A 17573-nucleotide genomic window follows, 5' to 3' on the forward strand; every position below is an offset into this window, starting at 1 on the left:
AGTCAGCGTAGATCCGGAGCGGAGTCGCAGGCACCGGATCAGGCCACCACCACAGGGATCTTCCCGATCCGCGCCTGCCATTCCTTCGGGCCGGTGTTGTGCACCGAGGTGCCCTGCGAATCGACGGCCACCGTCACCGGCATGTCCTGCACGGTGAATTCGTAGATCGCTTCCATGCCCAGGTCGGCGAAACCGACGACCTTCGCCGCCTTGATCGCCTTCGACACCAGGTACGCCGCGCCGCCGACCGCCATCAGGTAGGCCGACTGGTGTTTCTTGATCGCTTCGATCGCCGCCGGGCCGCGTTCGGCCTTGCCGACCATGCCCAGCAGGCCGGTCTGCGCCAGCACCTGTTCGGTGAACTTGTCCATGCGGGTGGCGGTGGTCGGACCGGCCGGGCCGACGACTTCATCGCGCACCGGATCGACCGGGCCCACGTAATAGATGAAGCGGCCCTTCAGATCGACCGGCAACGCCTCGCCCTTGTTGAGCATGTCGACCATGCGCTTGTGCGCGGCATCGCGGCCGGTCAGCAGTTTGCCGTTGAGCAGCAGCACTTCGCCCGGCTTCCAGTTGGCGACGTCCTCGCGGGTCAGCGTATCGAGATCGACGCGACGGCCCTTCGACGCGTCGTAGGTCAGTTCCGGCCAATCCTCGAGCGAAGGCGGGTCCAGCATCACCGGGCCGCTGCCATCGAGGGTGAAGTGCGCGTGGCGGGTGGCGGCGCAGTTCGGGATGAGCGCAATCGGCAGGTTGGCCGCGTGGGTCGGGTAATCCTTGACCTTGATGTCGAGCACGGTGGTCAGCCCACCCAGCCCCTGCGCGCCGATGCCGAGCGCGTTGACCTTCTCGTACAGCTCCAGGCGCAGTTCTTCGGCGCGATTGGACGGGCCGCGCGCCTGCAGGTCGGTGATGTCGATCGGCTCCATCAGCGATTCCTTCGCCAGCAGCATCGCCTTCTCGGCGGTGCCGCCGATGCCGATGCCGAGCATGCCCGGCGGGCACCAGCCGGCGCCCATCGTCGGCACGGTCTTCAGCACCCAGTCGACGATGGAATCGGACGGGTTGAGCATCGCGAACTTCGACTTCGCTTCCGAACCACCACCCTTCGCGGCGACGATCACGTCGACCGTGTTGCCCGGCACGACCTTGACGTTGACCACGCCCGGCGTGTTGTCCTTGGTGTTGGTGCGCTTGCCGGCCGGGTCGGCGAGCACGCTGGCGCGCAGCTTGTTGTCGGGGTGGTTGTAGGCGCGGCGCACGCCTTCGTGGACCATGTCCTCCACACCCATCGTGGCGTCGTCCCAGCGCACGTCCATGCCGATCTCGAGGAACACGGTGACGATGCCGGTGTCCTGGCAGATCGGGCGATGGCCTTCGGCGCACATGCGCGAATTGATCAGGATCTGCGCGATGGCGTCCTTCGCGGCCGGCGATTCCTCACGCTCGTAGGCGGCGGCTAGGTTCTTGATGTAGTCGACCGGGTGGTAATAGCTGATGTACTGCAGTCCATCGGCGATGGACTGGATGAGGTCTTCCTGCTTGATCGAGGTCATGGGGCGGGCAAAGCCGGGGCTGCCGGTGGGTAGCGGGCGGAAGCGCCCATTTTAGGCCAAAGTGACACGTTGCCCGCCTGTCACAGCCAGGCACCCTGCCCCGTCTTTGGTCGCATGAACGCCGAAAATACCTTCGAAGCCCACCGTTCCCGCCTGTTCGGCCTGTCGTACCGCCTGCTGGGCAGCCGCAGCGATGCCGAGGACGTGGTCCAGGACACCTGGCTGCGCTGGCAGCAGGCTGACAGGACCGGCATCCGCGACCCCGAAGCCTGGCTGGTCACCGCGGCCACCCGGCTGGGCATCGACCGGCTGCGCGCCGCTCGGGTGCAGCGCGAGCATTACACCGGCCCGTGGCTGCCCGCCCCGTCGGAGATCGATGAATCCCCGACCCCCGAGCATTCGGCCGAGGTCGCCGAGCAGGTTTCGCTGGCCTTCCTCGCCGTACTGGAACGGCTGGGCCCGGAGGAGCGCGCGGCCTTCCTGCTGAAGGAAGCCTTCGACTACGACTATGCGCAGATCGCGCCGCTGCTGGGCCAGAGCGAGGCGAATTGCCGGCAGATGGTCCATCGCGCCCGCGAGCGCGTGCAGGCCGGTCGTCCCCGCTTCGATGTGGCGCCCGAACACCACCGCCATCTGCTGGAGCGTTTCATGCGCGCGGCACAGCGCGGCGACCAGCCCGCGATCACCGCCCTGTTGAGCGAAGACGCGCGCCTGGTGTCCGATGGCGGCGGCAAGGCGGTGGCCGTCATCCGTCCGCTGCTGGGGGCGGCGCGCATCGCGCGGTTGTTCTGGGCGGTCTACCGCCGGCACGATCCCGCCATCGCGTGGCGGATGGGCACGGTCAATGGCGAACCCGCCATCCTGCGCTACCGCGACGGCGCGCTGGCAGCGGTGATGGTGGCCGTGAGCGATGGTGAACGCATCAGCGAGCTGTTCACCGTCGCCAATCCGGACAAGTTGGGCACGGCTGTCACGGCGAAGGACGGTGGCGCGTCCTGGTAGTGAAGGCGGCCACCGTGGCCGTCACGGAAGCACTGCCATGACCAAGAAGTTCCATCGCGTCGAGTATCCCAAGCACGTTCCCGAGGCGTTCCGCGGCCTCTACGCCGCAAGCACCGCGCTCCACAACGGTGCGCTTGGCAAGGAGTTCCTCGAACTCATTTTCCTGCGCGTCTCGCAGATCAACGGCTGCGCGTTCTGCCTGGACATGCATGCCAGCGCGTTGCGCAAGGCGGGCGTGGAGTCACGCAAGATCGACACCGTCGCCGGCTGGCGCGACAGCCGCTTCTTCGATGCCCGCGAAGGCGCGGCGCTGGCGTGGGCCGAGCAATTGACCACGCTGCCGACGGGCGCCCCCGCCGATGCCACGTACGAGGCATTGAAGGAGCATTTCGACGAGCACGGCATCGCCGAGCTGACCATGGCCGTGGCCACCATCAACGCCTGGAACCGGCTGGGCGTGGGCATGCAGCCGATCCTGCCCTGATCCGAAGTGGCGTCGCGGGGCGGCGCATGCTCGCCCCGCACGCACCACGGCGGCACAATGGCGGCATGGAAGCCCTGGTCCTCATCCTCGATCTGGTCGGCACCTTCGTGTTCGCGCTGAGTGGCGCGACCATGGGGGTGCGCCGTCGCCTGGACATCTTCGGCGTGCTGGTGCTGTCCTTCGCGGCCGCCACCGCCGGCGGCATCATGCGCGACCTGCTGATCGGCGCCACGCCACCGGCCGCGCTCAGCGACTGGCGCTATCCGGTGACCTCGCTGGCAGCCGGCATCGTGACCTTCTTCCGCGCACCGCTGATCGAAAAACTCCACCATCCCGTACGCATGTTCGACGCGATGGGGCTGGCGCTGTTTGCCGTGGCCGGCACCCAGAAGGCGCTGGAATATGGCCTGTCCCCGCCCATGGCGGCGGCGATGGGCATGCTGACCGGCATCGGCGGCGGCATCCTGCGTGACCTGCTGCTGGCGCAGGTGCCGCTGGTGCTGCAGGCCGAGTTGTACGCGGTGGCCGCGCTGGCCGGGGCGCTCATCGTGGCAACGGGGCACTGGCTCGCCCTGCCTGCGGTGCCCTGCGCCCTCGTCGGCGCCGGGCTGTGCTTCGGCCTGCGCATGATGGCGGTGACCTATGGCTGGCACCTGCCGGTGGCGCTGCAGTCCGGTGGCGATGGCGAGCCGCCCGGTCCGCTGAAATAGCGCAACGCCGGCCGCCTTGCGCCCAAGCGTGGCCCGGCGCCGACGAACCGTGCGGACCGCCGCGCCCGGTGGCGTTAGCATGGCGCCACCTGCGTCCTGATCGACACCATGGCCATCGCCACCTCCCATCCGCTGGACCTGCCCCGCCAGCGCGTCTTCTGGCTTCTGCACCTGTCGGGCTGGGGCGCCTACTTCGCGCAGGGCTGCCTGTATGCCGTCGCCCACGGCAAGCCGTCCGGCTACTGGGTGGTGCCTGCGACCGCCGCCACCATGGGCGCACTGGTCACGCTGGGCCTGCGCTTCCTGCTGAGGACCTACTGGAGCCTGCCACCCCGCCAGCTGCTGGCATTGATGATTCCGGTGGTCCTGGCCAGCTCGGCGCTGATCGATTTCGTCACCCGTGAAGTCCTGGTCGACTTCTGCGAGACATGCAAGCCGACCACCCGACTGGAGTTCGTCGCCTATTCGCTCGGCTACATCTATGTGGTGTTGGCGTGGGTCGGCGCGTACATGGGCATCAAGTACTACCAGCAGCTGCAGGGCGAAACCGAGCGCACGCTGGCCGCGCGCAGCATGGCGCACCAGGCGCAGTTGAAGATGCTGCGCTACCAGCTCAACCCGCACTTCCTGTTCAACACGCTCAACGCGATCTCCACGCTGATCCTGGACCGCGACAATGCCACCGCCAACCGCATGGTGCAGGGCCTGTCGTCGTTCCTCCGGCACTCGCTGGACAACGACCCGATGCAGCGCGTCACGCTGCGTCAGGAACTCGATGCGCTGACGCTGTACCTGGACATCGAGAAGATCCGCTTCGCCGAACGGTTGCGCATCGAGACCGATATCGACGAGGACTGTTGGCGTGCGCTGTTGCCCAGCCTGTTGCTGCAACCGCTGGTGGAGAACGCCATCAAGTACGCCGTGGCCAAGCAGGTCGCAGGTGGCCTGTTGCGCATCGAAGCCGAGCGGGACGGCGCGCAACTGGTGCTGCGCGTCACCGATGACGGCCCCGGCTGCGGGAGCCTGGAGGGCGACGAATTGCCGCCCGGCAAGGGTGTGGGCCTGCGCAATACGCGCGAACGCCTGAGCGTGCTGTACGGCGGGTCCGGTGGTTTCTCCGTACGCAACCTGGAGCGCGGCATCGAAGTCACCCTGCGCCTGCCGTTCGAAACCTCGCAGACGCTGGCGGACTGAGCTGATGGACCACGCCACCTCACTGCCCCGCCCGGCACGATTGCGCGCCTTCATCGTCGACGACGAACCGCTGGCGCGGCGCGGGCTGGAAATCCGCCTTGCCGCGCATGCCGACATCGACATCGTCGGCCAGTATGGCGATGGCGCATCGGCCATCGCCGGTCTGCGCGAACACCGGCCGGACCTGGTGTTCCTCGATGTGCAGATGCCGGGGATGGACGGCTTCCAGACACTGCGCGCGATTCCCGCCAGCGAGATGCCGCTGGTGGTGTTCGTCACCGCCTACGACCATTACGCCATCCGTGCCTTCGAGGCCTCCGCCACCGACTATCTGCTCAAGCCGGTGGACGATTCACGGCTGGCGCAGGCCCTGTCGCGCGTGCGCCAGGCGCGCGCGCAGCGCGAGGCCAGCGGCCATTGCGCCACCCTGCTCGGCCTGTTGGGCGAACTGAGCGGCCGTCCCCCCCTGCATCTGGACGACGCCCTCAAGCCCGATGCGCTGGACCTGCTGCGGCGCGAGGAAAAGCTCGCGATCCGCGATGGCGGTCGTACCGTGCGCGTGGACCTGCACAGCATCCGCTGGATCGATGCCGCGGGCGACTACATGTGCATCCACGTGGATGGCGAAGGCCAGACCGGCACGACCCTGATCCTGCGCGCCACCATGCGCGAGCTCGAGAAGCAGTTGGATCCGCAGCGCTTCCCGCGCATCCACCGCTCCACCATCGTCAACGCGCGCCGGGTGGTGGAGATGCGACCGCATACCAACGGGGAAAGCTTCCTGCGGCTGGACTGCGGCCAGGAACTGAAACTGTCGCGCAGCCATCGCGACAAGCTGGCGGTTTTGCTGTAACCCGTTCTTCTGCAGGAGCGACGTGAGTCGCGACCGCACGGCTGCCATTGCCGTGGCACATGACGCGCGCGAATCGATATCGACATGCCAACACCGCGCCCTCTGTCGAGGCGCGACGAAATCCGACGCGTGCGGTCGCGACTCACGTCGCTCCTACATCAGTGCCAACCCGGCGTAACGCGGATTCTCGATCTTCGGTTCATCGCGCCCGCTCCACCACTTGCCGCAATACGGCACGCGGCATGACTTCCGGGCCATAACCATCACGGAAGACGCGCGCATCGTGCGCTCCGCCGAGACCACAGCGGACCTGCACGATGAAACTCACCGAAGCCTCCCTGCGCAATCCCGCTGCCGTCGCGGTGGTCGTCGCCATGGTCTGTGCCTTCGGCCTGATGAGCCTGATGAAGCTGCCGCTGCAGCTGTTTCCCGACATCGAGCGGCCACAGATGTCGATCCAGACCGGCTGGCGCGCGGCATCGCCGCAGGAGATGGAGTCGGAGATCGTCGAACCCATCGAAGCCGTGATGCAGGGCCTGCCCGGGCTGGAGGAAATCTCCTCCAACGTCAACGCGGGCAACAGCTTCATCAACCTCACCTTCGCCGTCGGCAGCGACATGGACGCGATGCTGGTGGAGGTGCTGTCGCGCATGAACCGGCTGCAGCCGCTGCCGCGCGATGCGACACCGCCCGTGGTGCAGGCGGGCGCCGACAATGCCAACAACTCGCTCACCTATTTCTTCGTGCAGAAGCTGCCGGGCACGCGCGGCGACATCCTCGACTACCGGCAGATGATCGAGGATCGCATCGTCCCGCGCATCTCCGCGGTACAAGGGGTGGCCGGCGTCGAGATCAACGGTGGCGCCGAGGAAGAGCTGACCATCACCCTCAATCTGGAACGTGCCGCCGCGCTGGGCATCCAGATTCCCGAGGTCGCCGCCGTCGCGGCGCGCGCCACCGACGTGTCCGGCGGCGTGGTGGAAGCCGGGCGGCGCGAGTACGTGCTGCGTTTCGCCGGGCGCTATTCGCCCGAAGCCCTGGGCGAGCTGATCCTGGCCTGGCGCGATGGCCGGCCGGTGCGGCTTGGCGATGTCGCTCGCGTCGAAGTGAAACGGCCGGAGCAGCGCTTCTTCGCCTACCAGAACGGAAACCCCGCCATCGGGCTGCGCATCCTGCGCGAGAACGGGGCCAACGTGCTGGACACGCTGGATGAAGTGAAGCGCGTCGTGGCGGACGTTCGCGAACGGGAACTGAAGCCGCTCGGGTTGGAGATCGCGCAGAGCTTCGATGCCTCGGTGTTCATCAACCGCGCACTCGGCCTGCTGTCGGGCAGCCTCACCGTCGGCGTGCTGCTCGCGGTCGGCTGTCTGTGGTGGTTCCTGCGCGATGTGCGTGCCACCGCACTGATCGCGTGCGCCATTCCCATTTCGTTGCTGGCCACCTTCATCGTGCTGCAGCTCACCGGCCGCAGCCTCAACGTCATCTCGCTGGCGGGGCTCGCGTTCGCGGTCGGCATGGTGATGGATGCCGCCGTGGTCGTCGCGGAGAACATCGTGCGGCTGCGCGAGGAAGGCATGCCGGCAGCGCGCGCCGCTCTGGAGGGCACGCGCCAGGTGGGCGGCGCGCTGGTTGCGTCCACGCTCACCACCGTGGCCGTGTTCCTGCCGGTGATCTTCATGGATGACGTGGAAGGCCAGCTGTTCGCCGACCTGGCGCTGACCATCTCCATCGCGGTGGGGATCTCGCTGCTGATCGCCGTCACCGTGCTGCCCGCCGCCGCCGGCAGCTGGCTGCGCACGCGTCCCGGCGATGCCACGCAGCACCGTGCCTGGTCGCGCGTCAGCGACTGGGCGCTGCGTGTCACGGAGGGTCGCCCGCGTCAGCTTGCGTGGGTCGGCGCACTGGTGCTCGCGCCCGTGCTGCTGGCGACGCTGCTGATGCCGCAGATCGACTACCTGCCGCCGGTGAAGCGTGCCGCGGTGGATGCCTTCTTCAACTTCCCGCCCGGCATGAGCCCGGAACGCGTGAACCGCGAGATCGCCCCCGTGGTGCTCGAGCGCATGCGGCCGTACATGGAGGGCGAAAAGGGGCCGCAGCTGAGCAACTGGTACCTCAACCTGTGGCCGGGCGGTGGTTCGCTCGGCGCGCGCGTGGTCGATCCCGCCGATATCGGCGAGCTGGAACGCATCGTGCGCGACGAGATCGTCGTCGGCTTTCCGGACACACGCGCCTTCGCCAGCGAAGGCGAACTGTTCGGCAGCTTCGGCGGATCGGCACGCGCCATCGCCATCCACCTGCAGCACAGCGATGGCGACGCACTGGCCCGGACGGCGGAAGCAGGACGCAAACTGCTGTCGGAGCGCTTCGCCGGCGCCAATGTGCAGGCGTGGCCCAATGCCGATGCCGGCACGCCGGAACTGCGGGTGAATCCGGACGACCGCCGTCTGGCGGAAGCGGGCTGGCGGCGGCCCGAGCTGGGCACCGTCGTACGTGCGCTGGGCGATGGCCAGTGGCTGGGCGAGCATTTCGACGGCGACCGCCGGCTCGCCATCATCCTGCGCAGCGACCGCGCCGACGATGTCGAACGGCTGGGCGCCGCGCCCCTGGCGACACCCCAGGGCGGCGTACTGAGCCTGGCCGAACTCGCGCAGGTGGAAACGGTGCTCGCACCCAACCAGTTGCGCCGCATCGACCGCCGCCGCACGGTGACGCTGACCGTCGATCCCCCGGCCGCGATGTCGCTGGAAGAAGCGCTGGACATCGTCAATGACGAGATCGTGCCTGCGTTGCGCGATGGGCTGCCTCCCGACGCCGCCATCCGGATTTCCGGCAGTGCCGACCGGCTCGGCGAAGTGGTGCGCAGCATGGGCACGAACTTCGTGATCGCGCTGGTGGTGCTGTTCATGCTGATGGCGGCGATGTTCAAGTCGTTGCGCGACAGCGCCTTCGTCATGGCCACCCTGCCGATGGCGGTGCTCGGTGGCGTGCTGGGCCTGCGCGTGCTCGACGTGGCGGCCGGACAGACCCTGGACCTGCTGTCGATGATCGGCTTCATCATGCTGCTGGGCATGGTGATCAACAACGCCATCCTGCTGGTGGCGCAGGCGCGCGAGGCCCAGGCGGGCGGCGCATCGCTGGACGAGGCCCTGAAACAGGCCCTGGACCAACGCCTGCGACCGATCCTGATCGCGGCGCTGACCGGTGTACTGGGCGCATTGCCGATGGCGATCAATCCCGGCCCCGGCGCGGTGATCTACCGCGGCCTTGCGGCAGTCTCGGTAGGCGGCGTGGCGTTGAGCCTGCTGTTCACCGTGGTGCTGGTGCCCGCCCTGCTGCGGCTGGCTGGCACACGCGCTGCCCGCGCGGATGTACGCGACACCCCCGCCACGCCGCTTCCGTCCCCCGCGACCTGATCCCCTCCCCCTTCCTGGAAAACGACATGCGTACCCTGCACAAGACCCTGATCGCCGTCGCGCTGGCCGGCGTCCTCGCCCTCCCCTTGCTGGAGCTGGACGCCGACGCCAGCGCCCCCGAAACGCCGGACGCGCCGCCGGCGATCGTCAGCGTCGCGCCAGCGGTGAATGCGGAGTTCGCACCGCGCCACTGGTCGCCCGGCAGCGTGATCAGCCGGCAGGATGCGCGCGTCGCCAGCGAACAGGGCGGGCGCGTCGTCGAGGTGGTCGAGGTGGGCGAACGCATACGCGCCGGCCAGGCGCTGGCGGTGCTGGACGACACGGCATTGCGGCTGCGCGAGCAGGAAGGCCGCGCCGACCTGGCCCGCATCCAGGCCCAGCTCGACCTTGCGGCCCGGCAGGAACAGCGCTACGCGCAACTGGCCGCACAACAGAACATCGCGCGTGCGCAGTACGAACAACTGCGGGCCGACCGCGACATGCTGGTGCAGGAGCGTGCACGCGCGCTCGCGCAACTGGCGCAGACGCGTCACCAGCGCGAACAGATGGTGGTGCGCGCTCCGTTCACCGGGATCGTCGCCGAACGCCACACCCAACTGGGCGAATACCTGACCACCGGCGCGTCCGTGGCGCGCCTGGTGGACACGGCATCGCAGGAAGTCCGTGTGCGTGCGCCGGTGGACCTGGCGCAGCACTTGGGTACGGGCACCTCGGTGCTTGTGCGCGCGGGCGACACCGAGCGCGCCTGGCCGGTGACCGCCCTGGTGCCGGTCGGCGACGAATCCTCGCGCCAGCTGGAACTGCGCATCGCCATCGATGCCACCCAGATGCCGGTGGGCAGTGCGGTGGATGTCGGACTTCCCAGCGCAGGCACGCGCAGCGTGGTCGCGGTGCCGCGCGACGCAGTGATGCTGCGTCGCGAAGGTGACTTCGTGATGCGCGTGGATGGCGCCGGCAAGGCCGAACGCCTGCCGGTGGAAACCGGCGTCGAAGTCGATGGCCTGGTGGAGGTGACCGGCGATGTGCGCGTCGGCGACCGTTTGATTGTGCGTGGCGGCGAACGCATCGAGCCCGGGCAGGCGGTCAGCATCCAGCCAGCATCACTGGCGGTCGCAATGCGCTGAGCATGGTGCGAGGCGACGCGGATCGCGGCTGGCGTTGTCCGTCACCTGGAGAGGTCCGGTCGAACGGGGTCATACCGCTTCCCCGAACAGCTGGATACGGATGCACGGAGAACGTCCAGTCGCGATCCGCGTCGCTTCCCGATGATGCCCCTGACGCCCCTGTGGGAGCGACGTCGGTCGCGACTGGACAGATGCAATGCCTGATCGCGACTGACGTCGCTCCCACCGTGCAGATAGCCGCGCTTTCACCCCAAATCCATCCGGGGCAGGCACAATCCACGCATGGCCTCGTCACCCCCGCCTGCGGGCAAGCCCAAGGGCGCCGCCCCGCGCCCTGCCAACAAGCCCAACCTGCGTGAGCGCTTCGATGCGATGCGCAACCTGGCGCCGTTCCTGCGCCAGATCTGGCAGACAAGTCGCGTCCTGACCACCGCCAGCCTGGGCCTGCGCGTGATCCGCGCCCTGCTGCCCATCGTCACGCTGTACATCGGCAAGCTGATCATCGACGAGGCCATCCGCCTGGTCGGTGCCGGCGTGCCGCAGGAAGGCCTGATGGCCGCGTGGCGGAGCGGCGTGCTGGACCACCTGCTGTGGTTGCTGGCGGTGGAATTCGCGCTGGCGATCCTGTCCGACCTGCTGGGCCGCATGGTGAGCTATGCCGACGCCCTGCTGTCGGAGCTGTTCACCAACGCCACCAGCATCCGCCTGATGGAACACGCGGCCACGCTGGACCTGGAGGACTTCGAAGACCCGGACCTGCAGGACAAGCTGGACCGCGCGCGCCGCCAGACCATGGGCCGCATGAACCTGATGAGCCAGTTGTTCGGCCAGGTGCAGGACGCCATCACCGTGGTCGGCTTCGCCGCGGGCCTGCTGGTCTATGCGCCGTGGCTGATGGTGCTGCTGGCGGTGGCGCTGATTCCCGCCTTCATCGGCGAAGCGCACTTCAATGCGGTGGGCTACTCGTTGAATTTCCAGTGGACGCCGGAGCGGCGGCAGCTGGAATACATGCGGCAGATGGGTGCCAGCGTGGAAACAGCGAAGGAGGTGAAGATCTTCAACCTCCATCGCTTCCTGATCAGCCGTTATCGCACCCTGGCCGACAAGTTCTTCATCGCCAACCGCGCGCTGGCACGGCGTCGCGCGGTGTGGGGCACGCTGCTGGCGGCGCTGGGCACGCTGGGGTACTACGTGGCTTACGGCTATATCGCCTGGCGCACGGTGCGCGGCGACTTCAGCATCGGCGACCTGACCTTCCTGGCCGGCAGCTTCCGCCGCCTGCGCCAGTTGCTGGAAGGCCTGCTGGTGGGTTTCTCGCAGGTCGCGGGCCAGGCGCTGTATCTGGACGACCTGTTTTCGTTCTTCGAGATCGAACCGGAGATCACCTCGCCCGAGCATCCCGTCCCGGTACCGAAACCGATCACCCGTGGCTTCACCTTCGAGAACGTCGGCTTCCGCTATCCCGACGCCGAACGCTGGGCGGTGCGCGGTCTGGACTTCGAGCTGCGTGCCGGCGAAGTGCTGGCGCTGGTCGGCGAGAACGGCGCCGGCAAGACCACGCTGGTCAAGCTGCTGGCGCGCCTGTACGACCCGGACGAGGGCCGCATCCTGTTGGATGGGCGCGACCTGCGCGACTACGACATCGACGAACTGCGCGCCAACATCGGGGTGATCTTCCAGGACTTCGTGCGCTACCACCTGACCGCCGGCGAGAACATCGGCGTGGGCCAGATCGACGCCATGCACGACCAGGCGCGCATCCGCGACGCTGCCGCGCGCGCCATGGCCGACGAAGTGATCGCCGGACTGCCCCAGGGCTACGACCAGATGGTCGGGCGCCGCTTCAAGAACAGCGTGGACCTGTCCGGCGGACAATGGCAGAAGATCGCCATCGCGCGTGCCTACATGCGTGATGCGCAGGTGATGATCCTGGACGAACCGACCGCCGCGCTGGACGCGCGCTCGGAATTCGAGGTCTTCCAACGCTTCAAGGAATTGTCGGACAATCGGACGGCAGTGCTGATCTCGCACCGTTTCTCCAGCGTACGCATGGCGGACCGCATCCTGGTCCTCAATGAAGGACGCCTGGAAGCCAGCGGCACCCACGAACAACTGCTGGCCGAGGGCGGCCGTTACGCCGAACTGTTCGAACTGCAGGCCGCCGGCTACCGATGACTATGTTCCCCACAGGAGATACGACGTTGCGCAACGCATCCCATCGACTCGCCACCGCCCTGCTTCTCGCGCTGCCCCTGGCTGCGTGCAATTCGCCCGCGAACGGTGAAGCCAAAGGCAACGCCACTGCCACTGCCACTGCGGAGCAGGCTGCACCCGCGAGCCAGCCCGCGCAGACGCTGACCAGTGCCAAGGGCCAGGTCCGGGCCACGCAGGTGGCGGGCGGCCTGGATCATCCCTGGGGGCTCGCGTTCCTGCCCGACGGCAGCATGCTCGTCACCGAACGCAGCGGGCAGTTGCGCCGCGTCGGTGCCGACGGCGCGGTGTCCTCACCGGTCACTGGCGTGCCCAAGGTCTTCGCCACCGGCCAGGGCGGCCTGCTCGACGTGGTGCCCGCGCCGGATTTTGCCACCAGCCAGCGCATCTACCTGAGCTATGCCGAGCCGGGCGACAACGGTACCGCAGGCACCGCAGTGGCCTACGGCACGCTGGCCGACGGCGCGCTTGCCGACGTCAAGGTGATCTACCGCCAGGAACCGAAGGTCGATGGCCCGAACCACTTCGGCTCGCGCCTGGTCTTCGATGATGCCGGCCATCTCTTCATCAGCCAGGGCGAACGCAACAAGCGCGCGATGTCGCAGGAACTCGACAAGCTGCAGGGCAAGCTGGTGCGCCTCAACCTGGACGGCAGCGTGCCGCAGGACAATCCCTTCGTCGGCCAATCCGGCGCGCGTGCGGAAATCTGGAGCTACGGCCACCGCAACATGCAGGGAATGGCGCGCGACCCGCGCACCGGCACGCTCTGGCAGAGCGAGCATGGCCCGCGCGGTGGCGACGAGATCAACCTGCCCCAGCCTGGAAAGAACTATGGCTGGCCGGTCATCACCCACGGCATCAATTATTCCGGCCAGCCGATTCCAGAAGCGGTGGGCAAGGCGAAGGACGGCATGGAACAACCGCACCACCTGTGGGAGAAATCCCCCGGCGTGTCCGGCATGGCGTTCTACACCGGGCGACCGGAAAGTCCGTGGAACGACAGTCTGTTCCTCGGCTCGCTGGCCGAGCGCAACCTGATCCGCCTGACCCTGGACGGCGACAAGGTCGTCGGCGAAGAACGCCTGCTCAACGAGATCGGCGAGCGTGTGCGCGACGTCCGCGTCGGGCCGGACGGCAACGTCTACGTGGTCACCGACGAAGACAACGGCAAGATCTGGCGGATCGAACCGCCGAAGGCGCCGTGAGGAGTAGCCAGTGATCAGACACCTCCTGCTCGCGTTCGGGTTGTGCTGCGCCCCTGCGGCGCACGCACAGGCAACGCTCGACTACACGCAAGCCAAGCAACGCGCGGATGCCGACGAAGCCGCGCTGGCTCCGGAGCAGGCGGCATCGCTGCGCGATGCGCAGGCCGTCGCGCTCGATGCCGGCGTCAGCGCATGCGCGACCCCCACGGCGGACACCTCGCCGTTCGTGGTCGTGGCGGAGCTGGACGCCACCGGCAAGGTGGTACGCACGTGGCGGGAAGGCACGACGCCCCTGGCGATCTGCGTGCAAAAGCAGATCGCGGGCAAGACGCTGTCGGCGCCACGGCGTGCGCCTTTCTTCACTTCGTTCGAGCTGAGTTTCACACCATGAGCGACGGCAACGACATCAATGCCCTGCTGCGCGCGCGCCTGCCTGCCGGCGCACCCCTGCAGATTCCACCGCCGTGCCTGCTCGACATGCAGGGCGAGCCGGTCGCCTACGTGGAAGGCGAATCGCTGGCGATGCGTTTTCCCGTGCTTCCCCGCTACCAGAACCCGATCGGCCACATGCAGGGCGGCTTCATCGTCGCCGCGCTGGACAACACGCTGGGTCCGTTCTCGTACCTGATCGCGCCGCCCAGCGTCACGACCTCGCTCAACACGCAGTATCTGCGCCCGGTGACGCCGGACATGCCGCACATCACCTGCCACGCGCGGTTGGTGGAGCGCACGCGCAATCAGTTGTTCCTCGCGGGCGAGGTACGTGACGACGCGGGCCGCGTGCTGGTGATGTGCCAGGCGGTGTGCCAGATCCTGCCTCCGAAGAGCGGCTGACTTCACGCGGCTAGGCAGTGGCGGCTCTGAAGCCCCTCTCCCTGCGGGAGAGGGGTTGGGGTGAGGGCCAACGAAGTCGGCGAGTCTCGATAAGCGGCGGCCCGACAACATCCACGATTCACCGAAAGCACTCACGCGCGACGAATCTTTTGCATGCATCTTTCGGTGCGGGTCTGCTTGAGGTCACGCATGGCGCCGCTCGCCGCGGGGGCCCTACTTTTCTTTGCTTGTGCAAAGAAAAGTAGGCAAAGAAATCACACCCCGGCGGTCCGCCCGCCGCTTCGCGGCGGGTTCGCAGTCCCGGCGGGAATTTCCGGAAGACACATCCTGTGTCATCCGGAAACGACGCACATCCCTGTGCGCCGCCCCTACGGGGTTTGACCCGCCGTGACTGCCGGACCTAAGGGGCCCCGAAGCTGGGCCGGGCATATCCGTAGCAAGTGCTTTGCTGTGGCTGTTGCTTTCGGGGCCCCATCTAGGCACGGCGAGTGGGTCGGGTAAAACCCGCAGGGCGCCGCCATGGATGGCGGCGTTTTCGTATGGCACAGGGATGTGCCTTACGAAAATTCCCGGCCCACTCGCGAACCCGGAGCGCGCAGCGCGGAGGGCGTGCCGCCTGGGGCGTGTTTCTTTGGTTCCTTTCTTTGCACGAGCAAAGAAAGGGACGCCCCGCGGCGAGCGCACCATGCCTGCACGCAAAAAGAACCGCCCCGCCAGGCCCAAGAACCCTACGCGACGGTGCGCACCTGGACACGCTAAAGGTCCACGTGAGCAACGGACTTCGTTACCCCTCACCCCAACCCCTCTCCCGCAGGGAGAGGGGCTCAACTCAGCGCAGCTCGAATCGGTCCGCATCCAGCATCGCCGGGAACTTCTCCCGGTGCGTCGCCAGCGCCTCCGCCGAGATCGTCGACGTCGCCACACCCTCGCCTGCCGGCAACTCCACCACCGGCTGTCCCAGGAAATCGATCACCGCACTGTCGCCGCTGTATTCGTGCCCATTGCCATCCGTGCCCGCACGATTGACCGCCGCGACGTAGCAGAGATTCTCGATCGCCCGCGCGCGCAACAGCGTCTTCCACGGATACGCACGCGCCGCCGGCCAGTTCGCGACGAATATCTGCAGATCGAAGTCGAGCTGGCCCGGGCGCTCCACGTCATAACGGTTGCGCGCGAACACCGGGAAGCGCAGGTCGTAGCAGACCAGTGGATTGATCCGCCAACCCTTCCACTCGAGCGTCAACCGCTCGCTGCCCGCCGCATACCGCATGTGCTCGTTGGCGTAACGAAACAGATGCCGCTTGTCGTAGTGCTGCAGCGCGCCGTCGGGCGTGGCGAACAGCAGACGATTGAACACCCCCTCAGACGTGCGCAGTTGCACGCTGCCGGTAACCGCGGCACCCAGCGTCCCGGCCTGCTCGCGGATCCACGCCACCGTGGCGCCGTCCATGCCCTCGGCCTGGTCGATCGCCTCGTTGCTGAAGCCGCTGGTGAACGTCTCCGGCAGGACGACCAGATCGGTCTGTCCGGCAAGGGGCGCGATCAGGCCGCCGTAATAGTCTCGGTTGCCCGCCGGGTCGTGCCAGCGTGTCTCGCCCTGGATGAGGGAAATGCGGAGGTCCTGCATGGCTCGGATATTCCTGGTTGCATCGACAACGAAACGGAACCCTCTGTAGGAGGGGCTTCAGCCCCGATGCTCTTCGATGTCCGGACTTCCAGCGAACGGACGGGAAAGCGTCGGGGCTGAAGCCCCTCCTACAGGGTTCAGAGTTTTTTCAACCGTTCGATCGCCGCATCCAGCGTCGCTTCGTTCTTGGCGAAGCAAAGGCGCGCCAGGCGCTGGCCCGCCGGAGGCGCTTCGTAGAACGGTGACAGCGGGATCGCAGTGACGCCGTGCTCCACGGTCAGCCACTTCACGAACTCGGTATCCGACAGGTCACTGACGGCGGAATAGTCCACCAGTTGGAAGTAACCACCCGGCACCGGCAACGGTTTGAACTTCGTGCCCAGTAGCTGTTCGCGGAAACGGTCGCGCTTGTCCTGGTAGAACGCACCCAGCTGCTCGTAGTGTTCCGGCTCATCGCGGATCATCGCGGCGAAGGCGAACTGCGCCGGCGCGAAGGTGCAGAACACGTTGTACTGGTGCACCTTGCGGAACTCCGCCGTCAGCGCCGGCGGTGCGATGGCATAGCCGATCTTCCAACCCGTGCAGTGGTAGGTCTTGCCGAAGCTGGACACCACGAACGCACGCGCGGCAAGCTCGGGGTAACGCAGGATCGACTCGTGGCGACGCCCATCGAACACGATGTGCTCGTACACCTCATCGGAGATCAGGTAGATGCCGGTGCCTTCCAGCAGCGCGGCCAGTGCGCGGATGTCGGCGGCGTCGAACATCGCGCCGGACGGGTTGTGCGGGCTGTTGATGATCAGCAGGCGCGTCTTCGGGGTGATGGCCGCGCGCACGCGGTCCCAATCCACGGCGAAGGTCTGCGGATCCAGCGGGACATGCACGGCGCGCGCGCCGGCCAGGTCGATGGCGGGCTCGTAGCTGTCGTAGGCCGGGTCCAGCACGATGACCTCTTCGCCCGGGCGCACTACCGCATGGATGGCGTTGAACAACGCCTCGGTAGCACCACTGGTCACGGTGATCTCGGTGTCGGGATTCACCTCGCGGCCGTAGCAGCGCAGCGCCTTTTCGGCGATGGCCTGGCGCAGCGGCGCCACCCCGGTCATCGGTGCGTACTGGTTGTGGCCGGCCCGCATGGCGGCATCCAGTTCGTCCACCAGGCGTGGCGGCACCGCGAAATCCGGGAAACCCTGCCCCAGGTTGACCGCGCCATGCTCGGCGGCCAGTTGCGACATCACGGTGAAGATGGTGGTGCCCACCTTGGGCAGCTTGGTCTGGGGCTGGAACATCCCGGGTCAGGCACTCGATGAAGGGGAAGGCGGAGTGTACGCGCTCCGCTTTACGCGCGATGATGCGGCCC

General features: G+C 67.4%; 14 protein-coding genes. 11 read left to right on the forward strand and 3 right to left on the reverse strand.

From position 1 onward, the window contains the following. Positions 1-38 precede the first annotated feature (38 nt). Positions 39-1556, reverse strand: coding sequence for a fumarate hydratase (locus IB223_RS08865; RefSeq protein WP_192201335.1), 1518 nt, complete (start codon positions 1554-1556; stop codon positions 39-41). Between the two features lie 114 nt (positions 1557-1670). On the opposite strand from IB223_RS08865, the gene IB223_RS08870 reads away from it, so the two are divergent. From IB223_RS08870 to IB223_RS08920, 11 genes are all read left to right on the forward strand, one after another. Further along, entirely contained in the window at positions 1671-2558 is an 888-nt protein-coding gene (locus IB223_RS08870) for an RNA polymerase sigma-70 factor (RefSeq protein ID WP_192201336.1), read from the forward strand. A 37-nt stretch (positions 2559-2595) separates the two neighbouring features. Continuing rightward, positions 2596-3042 carry a carboxymuconolactone decarboxylase family protein gene (locus tag IB223_RS08875; protein ID WP_192201337.1) on the forward strand — a complete coding sequence of 149 codons (447 nt, stop codon included), beginning with the start codon at positions 2596-2598 and terminating at the stop codon, positions 3040-3042. A 65-nt stretch (positions 3043-3107) separates the two neighbouring features. Further along, entirely contained in the window at positions 3108-3752 is a 645-nt protein-coding gene (locus tag IB223_RS08880) for a trimeric intracellular cation channel family protein (RefSeq protein ID WP_192201338.1), read from the forward strand. 108 nt (positions 3753-3860) lie between these two features. After that, positions 3861-4946, forward strand: coding sequence for a histidine kinase (locus tag IB223_RS08885; protein WP_225590983.1), 1086 nt, complete (start codon positions 3861-3863; stop codon positions 4944-4946). A gap of 4 nt (positions 4947-4950) precedes the next feature. Further along, entirely contained in the window at positions 4951-5799 is an 849-nt protein-coding gene (locus IB223_RS08890) for a LytTR family DNA-binding domain-containing protein (RefSeq protein ID WP_192201339.1), read from the forward strand. A 317-nt stretch (positions 5800-6116) separates the two neighbouring features. Beyond that, positions 6117-9212 carry an efflux RND transporter permease subunit gene (locus IB223_RS08895; protein WP_192201340.1) on the forward strand — a complete coding sequence of 1032 codons (3096 nt, stop codon included), beginning with the start codon at positions 6117-6119 and terminating at the stop codon, positions 9210-9212. Between the two features lie 26 nt (positions 9213-9238). After that, a complete protein-coding gene (locus tag IB223_RS08900) occupies positions 9239-10336 on the forward strand; it encodes an efflux RND transporter periplasmic adaptor subunit (RefSeq protein WP_192201341.1) in 1098 nt (365 codons plus the stop codon). A gap of 282 nt (positions 10337-10618) precedes the next feature. Continuing rightward, the gene (locus tag IB223_RS08905) at positions 10619-12511 is read left to right on the forward strand and encodes an ABC transporter ATP-binding protein (RefSeq protein ID WP_192201342.1); all 1893 of its coding nucleotides are present in this window, start codon (positions 10619-10621) and stop codon (positions 12509-12511) included. Between the two features lie 26 nt (positions 12512-12537). After that, positions 12538-13752, forward strand: a complete 1215-nt coding sequence (locus IB223_RS08910) for a PQQ-dependent sugar dehydrogenase (RefSeq protein WP_225590984.1) — start codon at positions 12538-12540, stop codon at positions 13750-13752. 10 nt (positions 13753-13762) lie between these two features. Further along, positions 13763-14143: a hypothetical protein gene (locus IB223_RS08915; RefSeq protein ID WP_192201343.1), complete on the forward strand. Its 381-nt coding sequence runs from the start codon at positions 13763-13765 to the stop codon at positions 14141-14143. Beyond that, complete coding sequence (locus IB223_RS08920) at positions 14140-14586, forward strand: PaaI family thioesterase (protein WP_192201344.1); 447 nt, start codon at positions 14140-14142, stop codon at positions 14584-14586. Before IB223_RS08915 ends, IB223_RS08920 begins: the two co-directional genes overlap by 4 nt. 829 nt (positions 14587-15415) lie before the next feature. Here IB223_RS08920 and IB223_RS08925 read toward each other — a convergent pair. Both IB223_RS08925 and IB223_RS08930 read right to left on the reverse strand, forming a co-directional pair. Continuing rightward, positions 15416-16213, reverse strand: coding sequence for an amidohydrolase (locus tag IB223_RS08925; RefSeq protein ID WP_192201345.1), 798 nt, complete (start codon positions 16211-16213; stop codon positions 15416-15418). A gap of 137 nt (positions 16214-16350) precedes the next feature. Next, positions 16351-17502 carry a pyridoxal phosphate-dependent aminotransferase gene (locus IB223_RS08930; protein ID WP_192201346.1) on the reverse strand — a complete coding sequence of 384 codons (1152 nt, stop codon included), beginning with the start codon at positions 17500-17502 and terminating at the stop codon, positions 16351-16353. Positions 17503-17573 lie beyond the last annotated feature (71 nt).

It is taken from the genome of Pseudoxanthomonas sp. PXM03 (genome assembly GCF_014852005.1).
Taxonomy (GTDB): domain Bacteria; phylum Pseudomonadota; class Gammaproteobacteria; order Xanthomonadales; family Xanthomonadaceae; genus Pseudoxanthomonas_A.